Annotated in this window: 20 protein-coding genes; 10 read left to right on the top strand and 10 right to left on the bottom strand. The window is 62.5% G+C overall.

Annotation, left to right across the window (positions count from 1 at the left end; translation table 11 throughout):
- From AC1DVW_RS19425 to AC1DVW_RS19445, 5 genes are all read left to right on the top strand, one after another.
- The gene (locus tag AC1DVW_RS19425) at positions 1–801 is read left to right on the top strand and encodes a class I SAM-dependent methyltransferase (RefSeq protein ID WP_477325149.1); all 801 of its coding nucleotides are present in this window, start codon (positions 1–3) and stop codon (positions 799–801) included.
- 27 nt (positions 802–828) lie between these two features.
- A complete protein-coding gene (gene betI / locus AC1DVW_RS19430) occupies positions 829–1,494 on the top strand; it encodes a transcriptional regulator BetI (protein ID WP_477325151.1) in 666 nt (221 codons plus the stop codon).
- Between the two features lie 55 nt (positions 1,495–1,549).
- Positions 1,550–2,632: an ABC transporter substrate-binding protein gene (locus tag AC1DVW_RS19435; protein ID WP_477325153.1), complete on the top strand. Its 1,083-nt coding sequence runs from the start codon at positions 1,550–1,552 to the stop codon at positions 2,630–2,632.
- A 112-nt stretch (positions 2,633–2,744) separates the two neighbouring features.
- Positions 2,745–3,821, top strand: coding sequence for an extracellular solute-binding protein (locus tag AC1DVW_RS19440; protein ID WP_477325155.1), 1,077 nt, complete (start codon positions 2,745–2,747; stop codon positions 3,819–3,821).
- Positions 3,818–5,128, top strand: coding sequence for a flavin monoamine oxidase family protein (locus tag AC1DVW_RS19445; protein ID WP_477325157.1), 1,311 nt, complete (start codon positions 3,818–3,820; stop codon positions 5,126–5,128). The genes AC1DVW_RS19440 and AC1DVW_RS19445 overlap by 4 nt, the downstream gene beginning before the upstream one ends.
- Here the strand turns inward: AC1DVW_RS19445 and AC1DVW_RS19450 are convergent.
- Genes AC1DVW_RS19450 through AC1DVW_RS19460 form a run of 3 tightly spaced genes read right to left on the bottom strand, consistent with a single transcriptional unit; the run spans position 5,092 to position 7,941 of the window.
- Positions 5,092–6,165 carry an ABC transporter ATP-binding protein gene (locus AC1DVW_RS19450; RefSeq protein ID WP_477325346.1) on the bottom strand — a complete coding sequence of 358 codons (1,074 nt, stop codon included), beginning with the start codon at positions 6,163–6,165 and terminating at the stop codon, positions 5,092–5,094. The two genes, AC1DVW_RS19445 and AC1DVW_RS19450, sit on opposite strands and share 37 nt — an antisense overlap.
- A 37-nt stretch (positions 6,166–6,202) precedes the next feature.
- Positions 6,203–7,027 carry an ABC transporter permease gene (locus AC1DVW_RS19455; protein ID WP_477325159.1) on the bottom strand — a complete coding sequence of 275 codons (825 nt, stop codon included), beginning with the start codon at positions 7,025–7,027 and terminating at the stop codon, positions 6,203–6,205.
- Positions 7,024–7,941, bottom strand: coding sequence for an ABC transporter permease (locus tag AC1DVW_RS19460; RefSeq protein WP_477246418.1), 918 nt, complete (start codon positions 7,939–7,941; stop codon positions 7,024–7,026). Before AC1DVW_RS19460 ends, AC1DVW_RS19455 begins: the two co-directional genes overlap by 4 nt.
- 270 nt (positions 7,942–8,211) lie before the next feature.
- On the opposite strand from AC1DVW_RS19460, the gene AC1DVW_RS19465 reads away from it, so the two are divergent.
- Positions 8,212–9,627, top strand: a complete 1,416-nt coding sequence (locus AC1DVW_RS19465; RefSeq protein WP_477325161.1) for an aminotransferase — start codon at positions 8,212–8,214, stop codon at positions 9,625–9,627.
- A 176-nt stretch (positions 9,628–9,803) separates the two neighbouring features.
- On the opposite strand, the gene AC1DVW_RS19470 is transcribed toward AC1DVW_RS19465, so the two are convergent.
- Positions 9,804–11,006 (bottom strand): aromatic ring-hydroxylating oxygenase subunit alpha, encoded by a 1,203-nt coding sequence (locus AC1DVW_RS19470; protein WP_477325162.1) that lies wholly within the window; start codon positions 11,004–11,006, stop codon positions 9,804–9,806.
- Between the two features lie 443 nt (positions 11,007–11,449).
- On the opposite strand from AC1DVW_RS19470, the gene AC1DVW_RS19475 reads away from it, so the two are divergent.
- Positions 11,450–11,860 (top strand): hypothetical protein, encoded by a 411-nt coding sequence (locus tag AC1DVW_RS19475; protein ID WP_477246423.1) that lies wholly within the window; start codon positions 11,450–11,452, stop codon positions 11,858–11,860.
- 190 nt (positions 11,861–12,050) lie between these two features.
- On the opposite strand, the gene AC1DVW_RS19480 is transcribed toward AC1DVW_RS19475, so the two are convergent.
- Together AC1DVW_RS19480 and AC1DVW_RS19485 are read right to left on the bottom strand one after the other, a co-directional pair.
- On the bottom strand, positions 12,051–14,138 hold the full coding sequence (locus AC1DVW_RS19480) for a GAF domain-containing sensor histidine kinase (RefSeq protein WP_477325164.1): 2,088 nt from the start codon (positions 14,136–14,138) through the stop codon (positions 12,051–12,053).
- 61 nt (positions 14,139–14,199) lie between these two features.
- A complete protein-coding gene (locus AC1DVW_RS19485) occupies positions 14,200–14,928 on the bottom strand; it encodes a response regulator (protein ID WP_477325166.1) in 729 nt (242 codons plus the stop codon).
- Positions 14,929–15,022: 94 nt separating this feature from the next.
- On the opposite strand from AC1DVW_RS19485, the gene AC1DVW_RS19490 reads away from it, so the two are divergent.
- Positions 15,023–15,709, top strand: a complete 687-nt coding sequence (locus AC1DVW_RS19490) for a winged helix-turn-helix domain-containing protein (RefSeq protein WP_477325168.1) — start codon at positions 15,023–15,025, stop codon at positions 15,707–15,709.
- Between the two features lie 75 nt (positions 15,710–15,784).
- Here the strand turns inward: AC1DVW_RS19490 and AC1DVW_RS19495 are convergent, their stop codons facing one another.
- Positions 15,785–15,952 carry a hypothetical protein gene (locus AC1DVW_RS19495; RefSeq protein ID WP_477325170.1) on the bottom strand — a complete coding sequence of 56 codons (168 nt, stop codon included), beginning with the start codon at positions 15,950–15,952 and terminating at the stop codon, positions 15,785–15,787.
- A 34-nt stretch (positions 15,953–15,986) separates the two neighbouring features.
- Entirely contained in the window at positions 15,987–16,319 is a 333-nt protein-coding gene (locus tag AC1DVW_RS19500) for a hypothetical protein (RefSeq protein ID WP_477325172.1), read from the bottom strand.
- 355 nt (positions 16,320–16,674) lie between these two features.
- Here AC1DVW_RS19500 and AC1DVW_RS19505 point away from each other — a divergent pair, with 355 nt between their 5' ends.
- Entirely contained in the window at positions 16,675–17,139 is a 465-nt protein-coding gene (locus AC1DVW_RS19505; RefSeq protein ID WP_477246434.1) for a L,D-transpeptidase, read from the top strand.
- Positions 17,140–17,287: 148 nt separating this feature from the next.
- On the opposite strand, the gene AC1DVW_RS19510 is transcribed toward AC1DVW_RS19505, so the two are convergent.
- Both AC1DVW_RS19510 and AC1DVW_RS19515 read right to left on the bottom strand, forming a co-directional pair.
- Positions 17,288–20,371: an efflux RND transporter permease subunit gene (locus AC1DVW_RS19510; protein ID WP_477246436.1), complete on the bottom strand. Its 3,084-nt coding sequence runs from the start codon at positions 20,369–20,371 to the stop codon at positions 17,288–17,290.
- The gene (locus tag AC1DVW_RS19515) at positions 20,371–21,678 is read right to left on the bottom strand and encodes an efflux RND transporter periplasmic adaptor subunit (protein WP_477325174.1); all 1,308 of its coding nucleotides are present in this window, start codon (positions 21,676–21,678) and stop codon (positions 20,371–20,373) included. Before AC1DVW_RS19515 ends, AC1DVW_RS19510 begins: the two co-directional genes overlap by 1 nt.
- 148 nt (positions 21,679–21,826) lie before the next feature.
- Here AC1DVW_RS19515 and AC1DVW_RS19520 point away from each other — a divergent pair, with 148 nt between their 5' ends.
- Positions 21,827–22,363 (top strand): TetR/AcrR family transcriptional regulator, encoded by a 537-nt coding sequence (locus tag AC1DVW_RS19520; protein ID WP_477325176.1) that lies wholly within the window; start codon positions 21,827–21,829, stop codon positions 22,361–22,363.
- The last annotated feature ends 97 nt before the right edge of the window (positions 22,364–22,460 follow it).

The following is a 22,460-nucleotide window of genomic DNA, read 5'->3' on the forward strand; positions in this document are numbered from 1 at the left end:
ATGATCGAAACGGCAGAAGCCGAGCCGGAGTATAACGACACCGCGATCCGCTTCCTCGAGGCGCTGTGGGGCGACGGCTATCTGTCGCCGGGCGGGCCGGACGAGGTCGACCGCGTCGTCGACGGGCTTGCGCTCAAGGGCAAGACGATCCTCGACATAGGCTGCGGCTCCGGCGGCATCACACTGCATCTGATCGAGCGCCATGGCGCGGCGGACGCCACCGGCTTCGATGTCGAGCGGCCGGTGATCGACACCGCCAGGCGGCGGGCAGCGGCGCGCGGGCTCGGCAGCCGCGCCAGCTTTGTCCAGGCGCCGCCCGGGCCGCTGCCTTTTGCCGACGGCGCCTTCGACGTCGTGTTCTCCAAGGATGCGCTTTTGCATGTGCCGGACAAGGATGCGCTGTTTGCCGAGATCTTCCGCGTGCTGAGACCGGGCGGCGTCTTTGCGGCGTCGAACTGGATGATCTCGCATGACGGCGAACCGTCGCCTCAGATGAAAGCCTATGTCGCAGCGGAAGGCCTGTCCTTCGCCATGGCCTCGCCGGCGCGCTATGCGCAGGCGATGCGCCGTGCCGGCTTCACCGATGTCACCGTGCGCGACCGCAATCCCTGGTACCGCGATGTCGCGCGCGGCGAGCTCGAAAGGCTCAAAGGTCCGCTCTATCCGACGGTCGCGGCGGTGGTCGGGGCAGCCTATGTCGACAAGAACATACGAACCTGGGAGGCCATGCAGAAGGTGCTTGACAGCGGTGAGCACCGTCCCACTCATCTTCGCGGGTGGAAGCCGGCTATGGTGGGATAGCCGGCAATGTGGAGCATGACGGCACCGATGAAAACTGCAGCGCGCGAAGAGCGATCCTCAGACATTTCCGGAAAAAGCGAACCGGAAAAACGCGGCCGCAAGGCATCGAAGGAAGTCAGGCAGCAGCAGCTGATCGAGGCGACCATCGATTCGCTGGCCAAGCGCGGCTATGCCGAGACGACGATGGCCGATGTTGCCGACGGCGCCGGCCTGTCACGCGGCATCGTCAACTTCCATTTCGAGAGCAAGGAGAAGCTGCTCGTCGCCACGCTGCAGCATATGTATGACGAGTATTCGGCGCATTGGCGCGCTGCCCTGCAGAAAGCAGGTGAGGATCCAGCCCGCCAACTGCAGGTCCTGGTGTGGGCCGACTTCGACCGCTCGATCTGCAACAAGCGCAAGCTCGCCGCCTGGTGCGCGTTCTGGGGCGAGGCCAAGTCGCGGCCGACCTATCAGGCGCTGAGCAGTTCCCGGGACGCGTACTACCAGCAGGTCTTCATCGATCTCTGCGCGACGCTCAAGCAGAGCGGCGGCTATGCCTATGAGCCGCAGGTGATGGCGCTGGCGCTGTCGGCGATGCTGGAAGGGTTGTGGCTGCGGCTGATGATGGGAACCGAAGACACCACGCGCGAAACCGCCCTGCAAGCGGCGAACGCATTCCTCGCCGCGGCCTTTCCCAAGCACTACCGATAACCAGAAGCCAGCCAGTCGAGCCGGCAACGCAACGACAAAAGAGGATGGAACTGCAATGAGAAAATTGAGCCGACGCCTGACACTGACTCTAGCACTCGCCGGAACCCTCGCCGCTTCGGTGGCGGCGATTGCCGTCGCCGCCGACAAGGACCTGATCGTGTTCGACTGGTCCGGCTATGAGGACCCGAGCTTCCATCCGAAATATGTCGAGAAGAACGGCGATTCGCCGACCTTCGCCTTCTTCGGCGACGAGGATGAGGCTTTTGAAAAGGTCCGCTCCGGCTTCAAGGCCGATCTCGGTCATCCCTGTTCGCAGAGCGTGACGAAGTGGCGCGAGGCCGGATTGCTGCAGCCGCTCGATACCTCGAAAATATCAGGCTGGAAAGACCTCAATCCCGGCATCATGGCGATGAAGAACCTCGCCACCACCGACGACGGCAAGGCTTGGTTCATGCCGTGGGACTGGGGTAACACGCAGGTCACCTTCAACACCTCCAAGATCGACGAGAAGGACGTGCAGTCGCTGAAGGCCTTCGCCGATCCCAAGTTCAAGGGCCGGGTCTCGATCGGCGACAACGTCGACGATGCCTATGCGCTGGCCAGCCTCGCCATCGGCCTCAAGGACTGGACCAAGATGACGGACGACCAGTTCAAGCAGGCGTCGGACTTCCTGCGCCAGGTGCACAAGAATGTCCGATCCTACTGGACCGACACCACCGACGTCGTCCAGCTGCTGAGCGGCGGCGAGGTCGATCTGGCCTGGGCGTGGAACGACGCCACGGTGCAGTCGGTCGCCGCCGGCGTGCCGATCAAGTCCAAGAAGGACACCGACGAAGGCATTTCGACCTGGGTCTGCGGCTATGTGCTGTTCAAGGATGCGCCGGGCAATATCGACAAGGCCTATGACTTTCTGAACGCGGTCAACTATCCGGAAACCGCCAAGGTGCTGGTCAAGGACTGGGGTTATGGCCAGGCCAACGCCAAAGGCATGGCCGGCGTCGACCAGGCCGTGCTGAAGGAAAAAGGCTATGACGACGTCGGGAAATTCGTCGACAAGACGCTGTTCCAGTCGCCGGTGCCGTCGGAACTCAAGCTCAAGATGATCGCGGAGTTTGAGAAGATCAAAGCCGGCTATTGATCTCCGTTCTGCACCTCCGGTCTGCCTGCCAATATGGCGGGCAGACAGGCTCGCCAAAGCCGCGGAATTTTCCTAACCTCGCTTCGGTTCCCGCGATGAGGAGTTTCGCGCCATGGATTCCATGCTTCGCCGCCTTGTCCTTGCCGCCGTCTTCACCATCGGCGCTAGCGCGGCCTATGCGCTTGCCGAAGGCGGCGGCGACCTCGTCGTGTTCGACTGGTCGGGCTATGAGGATCCGCTGCTGCATCCCGCCTATGCTGCCAAATACGGTGCCGAGCCGACCTTCGCCTTCTTCGGCGACGAGGACGAAGCGTTCCAGAAGATGCGGGCCGGCTTCAAGGCCGATATCGCGCACCCCTGCTCGCAAAGCGTGGTGAAGTGGCGCGAGGCCGGCATGCTGCAGCCCCTAGACACCTCGAAGATATCTGGCTGGAAAGACCTCAATCCCGGCATCATGGCGATGAAGGATCTTGCCACCACCGCCGACGGCAAGGCCTGGTTCATGCCCTTCGACTGGGGCAACACCTCATTGCTCTATCGCACCGACAAGGTGACGGCGGACGAGGCGCAGTCGCTCAGGATCTTCGCCGATCCGAAGTTCAAAGGGCGCGTCACCATCGGCGACAATGTCGACGACGCCTATGCGCTGGCCAGCTTGGTCATCGGTCTGAAAGATTGGACCAAGATGACCGACGCGCAGTTCAAGGAGGCGTCGGCTTTCCTGCGCGACGTGCACAAGAACGTCCGCTTCTACTGGACCGACGACACCGACCTCAACCAGGCGTTCATCGGCAATGAGGTCGATCTCGTCTGGGGCTGGAATGAAACCTTCGTGACGCTGAAAGGACAAGGACTGCCGATCGCCATGAACCGCGGCACCAGGGAAGGCATATCCACCTGGGTGTGCGGCTATGTGCTGATGAAGGACGCGCCTGATAATCTCGACCAGGCCTATGAATTCCTGAACGCGGTCAACGCGCCTGGTGTCTCCGACTACTTGGTCAAGACCTTTGGTTATGGCCACGGTAACGGCGCCGGCATGGCGGCGATCGATGCCAAGGTCCTAAGCGAGCGCGGTTTCGACAATCTCGACAAGTTCCTCGACAAGACATTGTTCCAGCAACCGGTGCCGCCCGAGCTGAAGCAGGGGATGATCGACGAGTTCGAGAAGATCAAGGCCGGCTATTGAAGACCGGGATTGAAAGAACCGATGTCGTCATCGTTGGCGCAGGCTTCACCGGCCTGTCGGCGGCGCTTGAGCTGAAGAAGGCTGGCATCGATTTCATCCTGCTCGAAGCACGCGATCGCGTCGGCGGACGGGTGGAGTCCAGAGACAATGGGCTTGGCGAGCGCATCGACAGCGGCGGCCAGTTCTTCTGCGAGGACATGCCGGAATTGATGGCGCTGGTCAGGGCCTGCGCCAAGACATTGGTCGAGACCCATGTCGATGGCGACTTCATCGCCCAGCCGTCGATGTCGGCGCGGGAAGCGGAACGCGCCTATGCCGGGTCGATGGCGATTCGTGACCGCATGAATGCGATCGCGCCTGATGCCCCTGAGATCGCCGGGCTGACCGTCGCCGCCTGGCTCGAACGGCAGAATGATCCCGACCAAGCCAAGGCCGCCTTCCGGTCGATGATCGAGGGCCTATGGTGCCTGGCGCTGGAGAAGGTGCCGCTGTGGCACCTCATCGACAACGACCGCCGCATCACCAACGAGGTGCCGGAGCTACAATATTTTCTGCACGAAACCATGCAGTCGGTGGCCGAGGATCTGGCCAGCGATCTCGGCGGCCGGCTGCGCTTGAACACGCCCGTCACACTCATCGAACACGGACCGGAGGGGGTTCGTCTGGCTTCAGTGACCGGCCCCATCGAGGCACGAACGGCACTTATCGCCGTGCCACCGGTGATGGCCTCGAAACTGGCGTTCGCGCCACCGCTTCCGGCTGCGCTCGGACGAGCCCTCGGCGTCTGGGAAAGCGGAGCTGTGATCAAGGTGCTGGTGCGCTATGACAACGCCTTCTGGCGCGACAAGGGCTTGAGCGGCATGGTGATGTGGCGCGACCTGCCGGGCCTGTTTGCCTGTGACGTCAGCAAGGACGACGACCATGCGGCGCTGGTCGTCTTCATTGGTGGTCCGCTGGCCCTGCGCTGGCGCGAGTTCGGCGATGCGGCGTTGCGCGCCGAGGTGACGGCAAGATTGCAGGACGCGCTGGGCGACCATGCGAGCAAGATGCTCGATCTCAGCTATCGCGACTGGACGGACGACCGCTGGAGCGGCGGCGCCTACAGCGACCTGATCACGGATGTGACGGCAACCGACGCAGAGCGGACAATCCTGGCCGGCTCGCCGCCGCTGTATTTTGCGTCGTCGGAGCTGTCGCCGTCATTTCCCGGTTATGTCGAGGGCGCTATCATCGCTGGACGCATCGCCGCGCGAAAGATCATTTCCGAAATTCAGTCCGCCATCGCCACCAGCGCTTCCGGGTCGTAGGCGAGGCGGATCGAGGTGCCGACCGGGATGTCATCGGCGCCGAAATCATTGGTCTCGGTCACCGACAACGGCTTTTCCAGCCCCGGGATTTCGACGATCAGATGGGTGATCTCGCCGAAGTAATGGCGCTCGACCACCTTGCCTGCGACCTCGAATTTCGCCGTGGCATTGTCCCACAGCACACGCAGGCGTTCCGGCCGGATGCCCAGCGTGGCAGCGCCGCCATTGCGGACAAAGGCCTTCGGCTTGTTGGTCTTGACCCGGCCGAAGCCGAGCGTGTCGACAACCAGCGAGGCGCCGTTTTCCTCGACGATCTCAGCCTTGACGAAATTCATGCCGCCGAGGAAGTCGGCCACCTGGCGGTTGACCGGCCGCTGGTAGATTTCCTTGGGCGAGGCGACCTGGGCGATCTTGCCGCCGAACATCACGGCGATGCGGTCGGACATAGCGAGCGCCTCATACTGGTCGTGGGTGACCAGCACGAAGGTGATGCCAACGGCCTGCTGCAGGCGGCGCAGTTCGACTTGCATCTGTTCGCGCAGTTTCTTGTCCAGCGCCGACAGCGGCTCGTCGAGCAGCAGCACTTTGGGGCGCATCACCAGTGCACGCGCCAAGGCGACGCGCTGCCGCTGGCCGCCGGAGAGCTCGGTGGCGAGACGCTTGCCGAGGCCGGTCAACGAGACCTGCGCCAGCGCTTCCTCGACGCGGCGCTTTTCCTCCGAGCCTTCCAGCTTCAACCGCTTTAGCCCATAGGCGACATTCTGCTCGACATTGAGATGCGGGAAGATGGCATAGCTCTGGAACACCATGTTGGTGGGGCGGCGATTGGCCGGGATGCCTTCCATCGACTGGCCGTCGACCGAGATCGTACCGCTGGTCGGGTTGTCGAAGCCGGCGATCATGCGCAGCAGCGTGGTCTTGCCGCAGCCGGAGGGGCCGAGCAGCGAGAAGAATTCGCCCTCCTTGATGGTCAGCGAAGAGTCGTCGAGTGCCTTGAACGATCCATAGCTGCGGGTGACGTTCTTGATCTCGATCATCGGCCGTTCGGCTTGCGATCGTTCGGCTTGCGGCCGCTCAGGCATAGAGGCCTCCCTCGTTCTGGGTGCGTTTTGCCGCGCGGCGGCGCAGGATTTCGGCGACGGTCATCAAGAGGAAAGAGGCCATCAGCAACAGCGTGCCCAGCGCCAGCACGCCCGGCAGTTTGGCGGCAAAGCGCAGCTGGCCCCAGATGTAGATCGGCAGCGTCGCCTCGGTGCCGGTCAGGAAGAAGGCGATGATGAATTCATCGAGCGAAATGGTGAAGCAGACCAGGAGGCTGGAGATGATGGCCGGCGCCACCATCGGCAATGTCACCCGGCGAAACGTGCCGAAGGCGCTCTCGCCGAGATCGGCGGAGGCTTCCTCCAAGCTGCGGTCGAAACCCTCGAAGCCGGAGGTCAGCACCGTCATCGAATAGGGAATGCAGACCAGGACATGGCCGAGCACGACGGTGAACAGCGACAGGCTCAAACCCAGCTGCAGCATCACCAGCAGCATGGAGATGGCGACAATGACTTCCGGCAGCACCAGCGGCGCCATGATCAGGCCGTTGATGGTGCGGCGGCCGGGGTAGCGGTAGCGGGTGATCGAGCGTGCCGCGAGGATGCCGAGAACGGTCGAAAGGATGGAGGCTGAGACGCCGACGACCAGGCTGTTCCAGGCGGCGTCGAGCAGTGCCGGCGTGCGCGGCAGGTCCTCGTACCAATGCAAGGTAAAGCCGGTGAGCGGGAATTTCGGCGTCGCCGCGGTGTTCACCGAGAAGATCGGCAGGAAGATAACCGGCAGATAGAGGAAGACGACATAGAGAAACGCATAGGTCGACAGCCAGCCATTGGCCAGGAAGCGCCGCACGGCCGTCATCGCGCCAGCCTCTGGATGGCGCGGATGATCAGCACCGTGGCGCCCGCCATCAAGGTCACAATCAGCATTGTGGTTACCGAAAGGGCTGCACCCAGCGGCCAGTTGGACGCCTTGCCGAATTGCGCCTGGATGGCGTTGGCGATCATGACGCCATCCTTGCCACCGACAAGTTTTGGCGTGACGTAGTCGCCGACTGTCGGGATCATGACGATGAGCGCCGCCGAAATGACGCCGGGCGCCGACAGCGGCAGCGTCACGCGCAGGAACGAGCGCAACGGGCCGTCGCCAAGGTCCTTGGCCGCCTCGACCAAAGTGCGGTCGACCTTTTCCAGCGAGACGAAGATCGGCAGGATGGCAAAGGCCGCCCAGGCGTGGGTCAGCGTGATGATGACGGCGGTCGAATTGTAAAGCAGCGCGGTCGACGGCTCGTCGATGATGCCGAGGCCCATCAGCCCGGAATTCAAGACGCCGTTGTAGCCGAGGATGACCTTCCAGGACATCACGCGCAGCAGGTAGCTGGTCCAGAACGGGATGGTGATCAGGAACAGCCACAGGCTCTTGTGGCGGCCGCCATGGAACGAGATGAAATAGGCGATCGGATAGGCGAGCACGACCGTGAAGAAGCTCACCGTCAGCGAAATGTAGAGCGAGCGCCAGAGCAGATCGCGATAGATCGGCTCGGTCAGTGCGATGCGGTAGTTTTCCAGCGTGAAAGTGTGGTCGATGGTGAGGTAGTTCTGTGTCCAGAAAGAATGGGCGATGACCACCAGGATCGGCCCCACCAAAAGGATCAGCGCATAGAGAAGGGTCGGGCTGATCAGGGCAAAGCCCTGGACGGGTTCGGATTGCAGAAGGGCGTTTCGCCTGGCCCGCGTCATGCCGAATGGAGGCGACCCTTCAGCAGCCGCCGTCATTGCAGGGCTCCTGGCGCGATCGCGGTTTCTGGCTCGGACTGTCCCGCCATGCGGCTCCCATTGTCTAACAGATCCTGGCGCCGGCTGCCTGTTCCCCATGCTCGCCGGCTTTCTTCATCATGCGCGCATCCGTGGATTGAAATCAAGCGCTAATTCTGCAATATTGATTGAACGGACATTCAAAATGAAGTGAAGAAAGCCGACATTTCCAATGCTTGGTGCTTCGTTTCGTGTTCGACCATATCTGCGATCAAACAAGGCGAGGCGACAATGGCGGCTGCAAGAGATCTGAGGGCGACTGAAACGGCAGGGCCCGCCGACGATGCCGTCGAACTGGCCAAGCGCCATCTCGTCCAGCCCTGGCCGTTCGCCGGCTCGGTCGGGGCCGAGGCGCGTGCGCTGATCGGCGAGGGCGACGGCATCTACATCACCGACGCTGCCGGCAAAAGGCTGATCGACGGGCCGGCCGGCATGTGGTGCATCAATGTCGGCCATCGCCGCGAGGAACTGGCGAGGGTGATGTACGACCAGGCGATGAAGCTGTCCTACAACACGCCGTGGTACACGATGAACGCGCCGTCGGCGGAGCTTGCCATGCGCATCGCCGGCCATGCGCCGGGCGATCTCAGCCATGTCTTCTTCACCACCGGCGGTTCCTCCGCGGTCGAGACGGCGCTGCGCTTCATGCAATTCTACAACAATGTGCGCGGCCGGCCGGAAAAGAAGCTGATCCTCAGCCGCGGCGGCGCCTATCACGGCTCGACCTATCTGTCTGCCTCGCTCAATGGCCGCCCGCGCGACCGCGACTGGATGGACGGCGCCGACGAACTGGTCGTCAAACTGTCGTCGCCCGATCCGTTCCGGCGCCCGAAAGGCATGAGCCTTGCTGCCTTCACCGATTTCCTGGTCGATCAGTTCCGCGATACAGTCGCCCGTGTCGGCGCCGAGAAGATCGGGGCTTTCGTCGGCGAGCCGGTGCAGGCATCGGGCGGTGTCATCGTGCCGCCGGATGGCTATCTCAAGCGCATCCGCGAGATCTGCCGCGACAACGATATCCTCTATATCTCCGACGAGGTGGTGACCGCCTTCGGCCGGCTCGGCCATGTCTTTGCCTCGGGCGACGTGTTCGGCATCGATCCTGATATGATCACCTTTGCCAAGGGCGTCACCTCGGGCTATTTCCCGCTTGGTGGCGTCATCATCTCGGAGCGGCTGCTGCAGGAATTGCGCCGTTCGAATCATCCGGACGCCATGTTCGGCCATGGCCTGACCTACACCAGCCATCCCGTCGCCTGCGCCGTGGCGCTGAAGAACCTCGATATCCTGGAAGACAATGTGCTCGCCCATACACGCGAGGTTGCGCCCTATTTCCAGGCGCAACTGAAGACGCTGGAGGAACTGCCGCTGGTCGGCGAGGTCCGCGGCATGGGGCTGATGGGTTGCGTCGAATGCGTCGCCGACCGCGAAAGCAAGGACCCGCTGCAGCTCGACAAGGATGTCGGCAAGCGCATCGACGCGCATTGCCACGAGCTCGGCCTGCTGGTGCGGCCGCTGATCAATATGTGCGTGATGTCGCCGCCGCTGATCATTTCGCGCGAGCAGATCGACGACATGGTGGCGATCCTGCGCGAAGGCATTTCGCGCACGATGGATGATCTCAGGAAAGAGGGTGTCTGGCAGGGGTGAAGTTTCTCCCTTCTCCCCGTTCACGGGGAGAAGGTGCCCGGAGGGCGGATGAGGGGCGGCGCTGACGTCGGCGATTGGTCGTCGTCGACCCGAGTCACAGGCACGGCGCTGCCCCTCACCTGCCTGCCGGCATCCTCTCCCGTATAGAGACGGGGAGAGGGGCGCTCTCCTTGCTCCTACACCTGCGATCGCATGGCCTCGTTGAGGTTCCACATTTCCTTCTCGTCCGGCGCCGTCTCCAGCCCCAGAACGGGAATCTGCTTGCGCAGATGGTCGTGGTGGGTGCGCACACCATATTCGAGGTCGGAGAGGTAAAAGCCCTCGAAGGCTTCGGACAGCATCGATTCGTTCGACCACACCGAGAGCTGCACGTCCTCGTTCATGGTGTCGCGATCGATGCGGTAGGCGAGGTAGCGTGCCGCCGCCTGCTCCCGGGTTTCGTCGGGATAGCGGTAGATGGCGCCGCGCAGCAGCGTCTCACCGGTCGTCAACGGGAACTCCTGATAGAACTGCACCGATTCCGGCATGATCGACAGCGCGTTGTTGGGGAACATGCCGTAGTAGATCCACGCCTTGCGCAGGTGCTCCGGCAGGTGCTCCGCCGCCGGCGCGTGCCTGATGTATTCACGCACGCTCCAGCGCCGTCCGGCATGCGGATTGTAGGTGGCGAAGGAACGCGACACGCCGTTGATGAACGGCTCGTCGAAATAGGTCGCGCCGTAGAGGTCTTGCAGCGCCGGATGCGCCATGGCGACGTGATAGCCCTCATTGTCGACGTCGCGCACCGACTTCCAGTTGACCGGGGACTTCTGGGTCCAGATGCCCCAGGACGGCACCATGTCGGCGACGCCATAGTGAGCCATCTCGGCTTCGATAGGCTTCAGCAGCTCGGCCACCGAAAGCTGCGGGCCGCCCTTGCGGAAACGGATGAAGATAAAGCCCATCCAGATTTCGAGGTCGAGCGGCATCAGGCCGAATTCGGTCTTGTCGAGATCGGGGAAGGAGCGCGGGCGGGCCGCGCCGCGCAACGTGCCGTCGAGATTGTAGACCCAGCCATGGAACGGACAGACCAGGGCGTTCTTGCAGTTGCCCTGGCTGTCGGCGACGACGCGGCTGCCGCGATGACGGCACATATTGTTGAAGGCGCGCACGACGCCGTCCTTGCCACGCACGATCAGCGCCCGCTCGCCGACTACGTCCATGGTCATGTAGTCGCCGGCATTGGGCACGTCCGAGACATGGCCGGCGATCTGCCAATGGTTGCGGAAGACGTATTCTTTCTCGAGTTCGAGAAGGGCGTCGGAGTGATAACTCCAGCCCGGCAAGCCCCGCCGGTCCCAATCGTTGGGGATCGCCACGTCACGGAGGTGCGGGTTCATGGACAGCTCTTCTTTTTGTTGAATACTCATTCAATATAATCATATTTTTCATTGAAATGCAATGGCTTGTGGAAATCGCAAGATTTTCACCCGGCCAATTCGAGCAGGTTCGACGCCCGTGCTGCCGCGGAAAATCCGGGAATTTCCTAGCGTTAACCAGGGTTTGAGAAGCGGGCGCGTTGCATCGGGATTGGCACTCGCCGTGTCGGCAAAATCGCGCCGGGAAAGAGCTGCCGTTCGCAATTTATTTCGGGAGTGTGAGATTGGTCATAGTTCGATCGAGCCGATGCGAGCTTTGCTGCCTGACCGAATATGCCCGGTAATGCCCGAATTATCTGTTTCGTCGCTGTTACACGGGCAGACGAGATGCATCATTCGTCGGTTACACAGCGCGATTAGGTTCGCTTCATAGCAAAAGAAATAAGAAACGAAGGGGAATGACGATGTACACGAAGGTTGAGACTGCCGACAGCGACATCCGCCTCCAGGCTCCGGAGCGCAACGACCGGCGCCCAAAACTGGCGCTGCGCCAGCGCGCAAGTGACCATCCGATGGCGATGTTCATGATGCTGAGCGCTGTCGCCTTTGTCGGGATGATGTTCACGCCGACGATTGGTCCGGCCTTCGCGTCACTCAATCCGCCGGCCAACGTCGTCGACGGTGCGCCGACCACCATCAAGACCGCGCGCCTGCCGATGCCGGAGATCGATTTTGCCTGCAAGGGCCAGGCCTGGGGCGCCGAGAGCGCGGACTGCCTGCGCGTCATTGCCGCGCAGTCCGGCAAGCACAGGGACCGCGCGGTTCGCATGATCGCCAATGCCGCGCCGCTGACCAATACGCCCAACGTCTTTTGATCTTTGTTGAACGTGACCGCGAAACATTCCCTGCTTCGCGATCATGCTTTGACCTCCCCGAGCGCTCCTCTTGCGCTCAGTCAGGCTCCCGCCGCATTGTCGGTCGGGAGCCTCTTTTTTGGAATCTATTGAGATTCAGATGAGGCCGGCCTGACCTGAATCTCAACAGATCCCGGGAAGGCGCTGAATTTCAGCTCGCAACAGCCGCCTGCTCGGCAATGGCCGACAGCACGCCGCGGACGTCCAGCGTGCTGAAAGGCTTTTCCAGGATCTGCGGCCGCTGCGCTGCCGGCAGCGCCTCGATCTCGGCCTTCGCGCCGATCAGGTCGCCGGTGACCAGCACGAAGCGCCGTGCCAGATCGGGTTTTTCGGCGAGCAGTTCGCGATAGATTGATATGCCGCTAATGCCGGGCATGCGCAGGTCGGAAAAGACGATGTCGGGCGGCATGTGGCCGGTCAGGGTCGCAACGGCCGATGTCCAGGCCGGCACGATCCGCGACTTGATGCCCATCAGCTCCAGAATGTCGGAGAGCGAGCCGGCGACATCCGGCTCGTCGTCGATGATCAGGGCGTGGCGCAAGCCGCTCGAGCGGGCCGGGCTGTCGCCGGCGGCAGCGACGCCGGCGGTGATCGCTGGCAGTTGGACGACGAACCGCGCGCCCCTCGGCAACACCTCCTCGAACCAGACATTGCCATTGTGCCGCTCGATGATCGATTTCGAAATCGACAGGCCGATGCCGGTGCCGACGCCGACCGGCTTGGTGGTGAAATAGGATTCGAAGATGCGCGCGCGGATCGCCTCCGGCACGCCCGGTCCGTTGTCCTCGACCGAAAATCCGGGATTGCCGCGGTCGCTGCGAAATGTGCGCACCTTGATCAGCCGGTCGCCGGCGACGCCGGCCAGCGCATGCTGGCTGTTGATGAGGAAGTTGGCCGCGACCTGCGTCACATGGTCGGCATCGGCCATGGCCAGCAACGGGCCGCTGGCGAAATCGGTGTCGATGATGATGCCGCTCGATCTGGCGCCATAGGCGGTCACTTCGAGAGCGGCACGGATCACCTGGTTGAGATCGGTCTCGGCCCGCGCTGTCGGATGCAGGCGGACCATCGACAGGAAGCTCTTGACGATACGGCCGCAGCGTTCGGCGGCGGCGCGCACTTTTTCGGCGCGCACCTTGGTCTGCGGGTCGGAGGCGAATTCGTGCAGCAGCGTCGATTGCGCGACGACCACGGCCAGCGGATTGTTCAACTCGTGCGAAACGCCGGCGAGCAGCGAGCCCATCGCCGCCATCTTCTCGTTCTGGTGCAGCTTTTCGCGCTGGCGGCCGATCTCTTCCTCGGCGCGCAATTTGTCGCGCAGGTCGCGGATCGAGCCGAAGATGAGGCAGCGATCGGCAACCCGCATCTCAGTCGCCGTCAGCTCGATCGGAAATACTTCGCCGGCTGCATTCTGGGTCACGGTTTCGAGCCGCTGGCCGACCATCGGGGCGCCGCGGCCGGTCATGTATTCGGCCCCCGACGCATAGCCCTTGCGGTAATAGATCGGTACGATGGTGTCGAGCAGGTCCTTGCCGAGGATGTCGGAGCGCTGGAAGCCGAACATCTTCTCGGCAGCCGGGTTGAACTCGATGATCGAACCGGTCTCGTCGATGACAACGATGGCGTCGAGCGAAGCCTGCAGCATGGTGCGGCGGATAACTTCGCTGGCATGAGCCTCGGACGGCGAACGTTCGATGGCGTCGCCGATGGCGAGCGCAACGATGTGCAGTGTCGCCTCCTCCTCGTCGCTCCATTCGCGCTCGTTGACGCAGTCGTTGACGGCGAGCGTGCCCCACAGATGGCCGTGCGCAAACACCGAAACCGACAGGAACGACTTTATATTCTGCTTCTCGAAGTCGGTTCTGAGGAAGCCGTCGAGGTCGCGTGTGTGGCCGGCGAAGACCTTGCCTTGCCGCTCATCCTCCGCCAAGCGCTCCAGCAACGGGTCCGAGTTGACGATCGACTGCATGATGACGGTTGGCGACGCCAATTCGGTACCGAAGCGGGGGGCGATCCAGTAGGCTGCAACCGACTGGGCGAAACCCTGCCCGGGCAGTTCGCGCAACCTGAACAGGATGCCGCGCTGGCAATCCATGGCAACGCAGAGCGTCTCGAGGATGCCCACCATCTCGCGTTGCCAGTCGCCGGCCTCGCGAAGCCGGCGCACGACGCGGACAGCCGCCATCGCAGCACCCTGACGGGTGCCTTGCGTATCCGTGCGTGCCGGTTCAGCTGTCATGGTCAGTCGTTACCCAGGTCGCGCCGGTGTGGTTACTCTCCACGGCAGCCTATCGCGCCGCTCAGTGTCCGTCGGTCGGCAGCGAGAAGATATAGCCTTCGCCGCGCACCGTGCGCAGGAATTTCGGATTGGCCGGATCCGCCTCGATCTTCTTGCGCAGCCGCATGATGCGGATGTCGACCGCGCGGGACGATTCGGGATCCTCCACGAACCCGATCGCCTCGGAGATCGCCGCGCGCGTCAACAGCCGGTTGGCGCGGGTCAGGAAAACCTCGAGCACATCGAACTCGCTCTTGGCCATGTCGATGACCGCGCCATTGGCGCCGGTGACCAGCCTGCCGTCAAGATCGGCCTGGAAAGAGCCGAAGCTCATGAAGCGGCGGCCGGCGCCTGTCTCGACCTTGGCGGCTTGCGGCGCGGTCGGCTGCGGCACGCGACGCAGAACGCTGCGCACCCGCGCCAGCACTTCGCGCAGTTCGTAAGGCTTGACGATATAGTCGTCGGCGCCGAGTTCCAGCCCGACGATGCGGTCGAGCGCAGTGCCGGCGGCGGTGGCGTAGATGATGCCGATCGGCATTTTCGAGCGCAGCCAGCGGCCGAACGACAGGCCGTCCTCGCCTGGCATGGCGATGTCGAGGATGGCCAGATGAAACGACTGTGTTTCCAGCAAGGTGCGGGCTTCGGCGGCACTTTCGGCCGTGGTCATTTCATAGCCGTTGGCGCCGAGATACTCGGCGACCGCGTCCCTCAGATCGGGCTCGTCCTCGACGATGATAATTCGTGCCCGCACTATGATCTCGCTCCCGCTTTCAGCGGAAAGTAGATTGGGTATAAACATCATGTCCAGCACTCATCTCGGGTTGCGAAGGGAACGGTAAGAAAACATGGCCGCACGATCCGTCATCGCGCTTGTTTCCGTCGCCGAAGTGGTGGCGACCGATCTCGCCGACCATCTCGAGCGGCGTGGCCATGATGTGCGCGAGGCGCGCCAGCCCTGGGAGGCCGAATCGCTGCTTTCGGCAAAGGGCATCGACATCGTCATTGTCGGTGACAGCCTCAGCCAGGCGGAGGGGCGCGACCTGCTCAGGCGCCATGGCGGCGAGGGTGGGCCCGATTTCATCCTGATCTGCCGGCCGGCGGATCTGGTCGACAAGGTGCTGGCGCTCGAACTCGGCGCCGCCGACGTCATCGAAAGTCCGCTTAATGTCAGGGAGCTTGCCGCCCGCATTGGCGGCCTCTTGGCGCGGCGCGGCCGCAACACCGGGGAATTGCTCGTGCTGGAGAACGCGACCGTCGACCTCAGGTCTGCGATGGTCATGCATCGTTCTGGTACCGAGGAACAGCTGTCGGCCGGTCAGGTGGCGTTGCTGAAACTGTTTCTGGCCAGCCCGCGCAAGGTGCTGACGCGCGACGACATCATTGCCGCCGCACCAGCCGAAAATGCCGATGCGTTCGATCGCTCGATCGATTCGCGGATCGTGCGGCTGCGCCGCAAGCTCGACACCGAAACCATCACCACGATACGGGGCGCCGGCTACCGGTTCGATCCGCCGACACAGCGCGCCGATTGAGGGCAACGCGTCTTTTTGTTTAGCATCGGATTTTCCCAAAACCGGTTTCCCCTTTTGGGTCCGATGCGCCTGCACTCAGCGCACCACCAGCAGCGATGGTCCAGATGGCATTTCGCTGGCCACGACGACTTCACTGGCGTGAGCGCGGTCCTTCAGCAGCACGGTGGCGAGACCGGCAAAGCCGAGCAGGCCTTGTGTGTAGAGCAGTGCGGAAAGCACTGAAGCGGCAAATTTCGTGTTCATCTGTCTCTTCCCCAATTTCAGAATTGTCGGTGCTTCAGGAGACCCCCGAAGTGCCCGCGCCGCCCACGGAGCCCCCCGTCGCGGCGCGGGCCTTCGGTCCTCTCGGCAGCAAGTTGCCGGAGGGGCCGCGCATCCCCGTCAGTCCAAAGCCGACCCGCCAGAGGGCTTTGAAGCGGTTGATGCGCAGACTGGAAACAATCCAGACCAAGGCAATGAACAGCGCGGCATGCAGCGTCGAAACCTCGCCCGAGTTCATGGCCGCAAGCGTCGTCATCGGGCTGCCGGCGACTGTGCCGACGCCGCCGACGATGACCGCGGCAATGCTTATCCTGAGAAACCAGGACAGGGTGTTCGATTTGATGCTCATCTTCGTTTGCGCCGGCTGTTTTCGTTACGTCAACTGTGCCGTCGGCCCGTATCCAGATCATGCCGCCCGGGCCGCGCTTTGTTGCAGATTGGTTTCGAGCCAGACGGAATGTCTTTCACATAAGGGAAATTCGCACGTTCGTTTGACGGCAACCCTGGCATCTTGATCCTGCGAGGCAGAGTACGAGGCCGACGATAGCAGCCCTTGTTCCGCTGCTTTGCCCGTCATTCTGTTAACCCGAGGAAACAGATTCGAAACACAAACGAGCAGCAAGCGAAATCAGCTTGAAACATGACGTTGGGATAAGCCGGTCATCGAATTGGAACCGGCCCGACCGGCAAAACAGGGGAACATCATGTACGCTGCCATTTCCGCCAAGCTCATCAACATCACCGCCGCCGCCCTGACCGGTGCGGCTCTTCTCTTCAGTGCCGGCAATGGCGCTGCCCACGCCGCCGCAAGTCAGATCGTGGCGCGTGTCTCGCTGTCGCAGCAGACCATGGAAGTCCTGGTCGACGGCCGCCCGACCTTCGCCTGGAAGGTCTCGACCGGCGACCGGGCGCATATCACCCCGACCGGCTCGTTCAAGCCGACCCGCATGCATGAGATGTGGTATTCGAAGAAATACGACAACGCGCCGATGCCGCATTCGGTGTTCTTCAGCGGCGGCTACGCGGTGCATGCGACCTACGCCATCAAGCGTCTTGGCCAGCCGGCTTCGCATGGCTGCGTGCGGCTGCACCCGGACAATGCCGCCGACTTCTATCAGCTGGTCGAGACCTTCGGCCCGGCCAATACCAGCATCGTCATCGTCAAGTAGTCGGCTGTGGTTGGAGCGGTTGCGCAGCGCAGCTGCACAGCAAGCTCCCGCCTGAAGCTCCACTGAGCTTCGCGGTAATCAATCCAGTCAAAGAAAGAGGCCGGAATTGTCCGGCCTCTTTTTGTTTGTTCGTTGGTGTCTTCGCAGTTCAGTCGACGGGCACCGGCATCAGCTTCGGGTCCGGCTTTTCGGCATGATGCGGCAGGTCCTTGCTTGCGATGAAGGTGTAGAACATCGGCACCACGAACAGCGTGAACATGGTCCCGACCAGGATGCCAGTGAAGATCACCAGGCCCATCGAATAGCGCGCCGCGGCACCAGCACCACTGGAGATGATTAGCGGCACCACGCCGAGCGCCATCGCCGCCGTCGTCATCAGGATCGGCCGCAGCCGCACCTTGGCCGAGGCGATGATCGCTTCCCTGCGTGACATCCCATGCTTCTCGCGCTGCTGGTTGGCGAACTCGACCAGCAGGATGCCGTGCTTTGTGATCAGGCCGATCAGCGTGATCAGGCCGACCTGCGTGTAGATGTTGAGTGTTCCCAGCCCCAGATTGAGCGGCACGATGGCGCCGAAGATCGACAGCGGCACCGCCATCATGATGATCAGCGGATCGCGGAAGCTTTCGAACTGCGCCGCCAGCACCAGATAGATGACGAGGATTGCGGCTGCGAAGGCGATCAGGATGGTGCTGCCTTGCTCCTTCTCCTGCCGCGACTGGCCGGAATAATCAATGAAGAAGGTGTCGGGCAGGCTCTCCTTGGCGATGTCCTCGATGGCCTTGAGCCCGTCGCCGGTGGTGACGCCGGGCAGCGGCAGCGCGGAAATCGTTGCCGAGTTCAGCTGGTTGAATTGCTCGATCGCGGCCGGCGAGGCGTTGGTCGAGATCTTGACCACGGCCGAGAGCGGCACCATCTGGCCCGAAACGCTGCGCACGAAGTATTCTGCCAGCTTTTCAGGATTGTCGCGGAAATCTTGTGGCACCTGCGGGATGATATCGTAGCTGTTTGAATCGCGGTCGAACTGCGCCACTTCGGCGCCGCCGACCAGCAAGGTCAGCGTGCGGCCGATATCGGCGATGGGCAGGTTGAGGGCCGCGGCGCGGTCACGGTCTATCGTTACCGTCACCTGTGGCGCGTCGTAGGCCATCGAGTTCTGCACAACAATGAAGCGACCGGAAGCCTGCGCCTTGTTCTTGATCTGCTCGGCTGCCTCGAAAACATCGGAAGCATTGCCGGTCGAACGCACCACCATGGTGATCGGCAGACCGCCACCGGAGCCAGGCAGCGTTGGCGGCGCGAAGACGAAAGCCTCGACACCGGCGACCTTGGCGAGGCGTCCCTGGATGTCGGCCTGGATCTCCTTCGAGCTGCGCGTGCGTTCGGCCCAGTCCTTGAAGGCAAAGCCAACGAAGGCACCGCTGGTCTGGCCGCCAAACGCGACTGCCGAGAACTGCGCCCGCGTCTCCGGTATGTCCTTGACCAGGCCAAGCATCTGGTTGACGTAGAGTTCGGTATAGTCCGACGTCGCATAACGCGGCGCGTTGACGATCGACAACAGGAAGCCCTGATCTTCTTCCGGCGCCAGTTCGCTAGAGGTTTTGGTGAACGCAAACCCGGTGACGGCGACCAGCGCAATGACGATTATCAGCGTCAGTGGGCGATAGTTCAGAGATCCGGTGACCGCCTTTTCATAGACGCGTTCGACGCGTCCGAAAGTGCCGTCGACAATGCGCTGGAAGCGGCCGGGTGACCCGGCTTTCAGCAGGCGCGCCGACATCATCGGCGTGATGGTGACGGCGATGACACCCGAAAGCACCACCGAGCCGGCAAGCGTCACCGCAAATTCGCGGAACAGGGCGCCGGTCAGGCCGCCAGTGAAGGCCAGTGGTGCGAACACGGCGGCCAATGTCACCGTCATGGCGACGATGGCGGAAAAGATTTCCCGCATGCCGTTGAAGGCCGCCTGCATCGGCGACATGTGGTCTTCTTCCATGTGGCGATGGATGTTTTCCACCACCACGATGGCGTCGTCGACGACGAGACCGATCGCCAGCACCATGGCCAGCAACGACAACAGGTTGATCGAATAGCCCACCGAATACAGCAGGAAGCAAACGCCGATCAACGACAGCGGAATGGTGACGATCGGCATCATCACCGAGCGGAACGAACCAAGGAAGAGCAGGATGACGACGATGACGATGGCGACGGCCTCGGCAATGGTCTTGAACACCTCGTAGATCGAGGCGCTGATCTGCTCGGTTGAATCGTAGACGATCTCGATCGTCATGCCTTGCGGCAGCGTGTCCTGGATCAGCGGCACGATCTTGTGGATCGCCGCCGCCGTCGTCAGCGGGTTTGCCGCCGGTGTCGGGAAGATCGCAAGGAAGGTGCCGGGCTTGCCGTTGAAACTGACCCTGGTGTCGGTGCTTGCCGCGGCTAGTTCGACACGCGCCACGTCGCGCAACCGCACCACATTGCCATCCGTCGAGCGCAGCGGCAGTTCGGCGAAGGCCTCAGGCGTCTGCAGTGTCGAGCGCACCGTTATCGAGGAGACGACATATTCGTTCTGGGTGTTGCCGGGAGCCGAAAGGAAATTGGAATTGTTGATCGCGGCCAGCACTTCGGATGCGGTCACGCCGCGCGCGGCAAGCTTGACCGGGTCGATCCAGACACGCATCGAATATTCCTGGGCGCCGAAGATTTGCACGTCGGCGACGCCTTCCACAGTTGACATGCGCGGCCGGATGACGCGCTCGATATACTCGGTCAACTGCTCCTTCGTCATGTTCGGATTCTGCATCGAGATGTACATCATCGCGAACTGATCGCCGGTGCCCTTGACGATGACCGGGTCCTTCGATGCGTCGGGCAAGGTACCGCGCACGCCCTGCACCTTCGACAGCACTTCGGTCAGCGCTACATCAGGATTGGAGCCGAGCTTCATCTGCACGGTCACGGTGCTGGAAGAGGGCCGGCTCGACGAGGTGACGTAGTCGATGTTCTCGGTCGAGGCGACGGCACGGGCGATCGGCGCCGAAATAAAGCCCTGGATCAGGTCGGCGCTGGCACCCGGATAGGCCGTGGTGATCGTGATGGCCGTTTCGTCGACCTTCGGATATTGCCGGATCGACAGGTTGAAAATGCCCTGGAAGCCCAGGAGCAGGATCATGCAGGCCAGGACCGTCGACAGAACCGGGCGGCGGATGAAGATGTCGGAGACGTTCATTACTGGGCGGCCTGCTTGTTTGCCGATTGGGTCGGGTCGATGGTGTTGTCGACAGCAACGGACATGCCATTGAAGAGCCGGTTCTGACCGGCGGTGACAACCTCGTCGCCAGCCGTCAGACCTTCAAGGATCTCGACCATGCCGGCGTTGCGACGGCCAGGCTTGACGAACACCTGTGACAGGACGAGCTCGGGCTTTTGTTCTTCCGCCGCCGGTTTAGCCGGGTCGGCAGCCGCCTTGTCAGCGGGTTTTGCCGCGGCAGTGTCGGCAGGCTTGGCGGCATCAGCGGGCTTGGCCGCATCGGCAGGCTTGGCTGCATCAGCGGGCTTGGCCGCATCGGCAGGCTTGGCTGCATCGGCAGGTTGGCCTTCAGGTGCCTTGGCCGGACGCACCACGTAGATGAAGTCGCCATAGAGGCTGGATGTCAGCGCCGTTTGCGGCAGAGCCAGCACATTGTTTTCCTCGGGCAGTTCGACGCGTACCTGCACAAACTGGCCGGGGGTGAGCTTGCCTTCGGTGTTGGCGACCTCCGCCCGGATGGTGACCAGCCGGCTGGTGGGGTCGATCTTGGGATCGATACCGCGGATCTTGCCGGCGTAGGGCAAGTCGCCGCCACCGATGCCCAGCCGCACCTTTTGCTCGATCTTCAGCAGCGGGAGCTGCTGTTCGGGAACGGAGAAGTCGACCCGCATCGTGTCCAGGTCCTGCAAGGTCACCACTGCGGTGCCCGGCGTCAGATACTGGCCAAGGTCGATTTTCGGAATGCCCACCGTGCCGCTGAAGGGCGCGGTCAATTGTTTCTGGTCGAGCACTGCCTGCAGCTTGTTCACCTGCGAGGCGGAGACCGATGCAGCTGCCCGCGCCGCGTCGAGCGTGGCGTCGGTGCCGACGCCGCGCCGCTGCAGTTCAAGGGCGCGCTGCAGCGTCGTCTGGTCGGATGCGGCCTGCGCCTTGGTCGCCTCGAGATCAGCGCGCTCGACAGCGTCGTCGAGCTGCAGCAGGGTTGCGCCGTCGGCAATCTTCTGGTTGGCGTGAAACAGGATTTCCTTGACGATGCCGGCGGTTTCGACGGTGAGGTCGACGCCGCGCACCGCGCTGACCGTGCCGATTGCCTCGACGCCCGGGGTCCAATCCGACGGCTTGACGATGACCGTCGATACAGTTGCTGCAGGCGGCTTCATCGTCGCGAAATACTGTTTGATGCCGTTGTCGCGAAGAAAATTGAAGCCGACGATCCCGCCAACCACGACCGTGAGCACGAGCAAAACCAAGGCGATGACGATTATCTGGATTATGCGCTTGAACACAAACAGTCCCCTCGAACGGCGACCCACATAGCGGTCGGTCGCGGGACACTAGCAATGGCAGGTCCCGGTTTCAAATGACGGCGATCTTACTGTACCGTCTGGACGGTCTTGTCAATTCCGCATAAGCTAATGTATGGGGGACGGATCGATGAAAACACGCAGAGCAAATTCGCGCGACAGGATACTCGCCGCCGCCGCCGAAGTGGCGCGCGTTACCGGTCCCGGCAGCCTGTCGCTGGATGCGGTCGCCAGCCGAGCCGGCGTGTCGAAAGGCGGTCTGCTGTACAATTTCCCGACCAAGGCGAAGTTGCTGCAGGCGCTGGTGCAAGGCTATCTGGATGAGTTCGACGCTGCGCTGGAAACCACCGCCAAGGCGGGCGCCAGCGGCGAAAGCTTGCTTGCCGTCTATATCAGGCTGTCGGCCAACGAGTGGGAGAAACCCCAGCCATCGGCCTCGTGGATTTTTTCGGCGATTGCCGAGGATCCCGATTTCCTGACGCCGATCAAAACCTTCAAGCGACAGCTGTTCGAGCGGCTGAAGGGGGAGACGCCTGACATCAAGGCGCTGCTGATCTGCTATCTCGCCATCGAGGGGCTGCGCAGCATGAACCTGTTCGATTCGGATGTTCTCTCGGTCGATGAACGCCGGCTGCTGGTATCGTCCCTGCTGCAGATTGCGGGATAAACCCGCGAACCTGCTGCACCGGGTTCAGGAGAGAGGGGCCGGCGAGGGCAGCTCGAAACGGACCCAACCGTTAGACGTGGTTTGCCCGGCCGTCACA

It is taken from the genome of Mesorhizobium sp. P3_B5 (assembly GCF_056402815.1).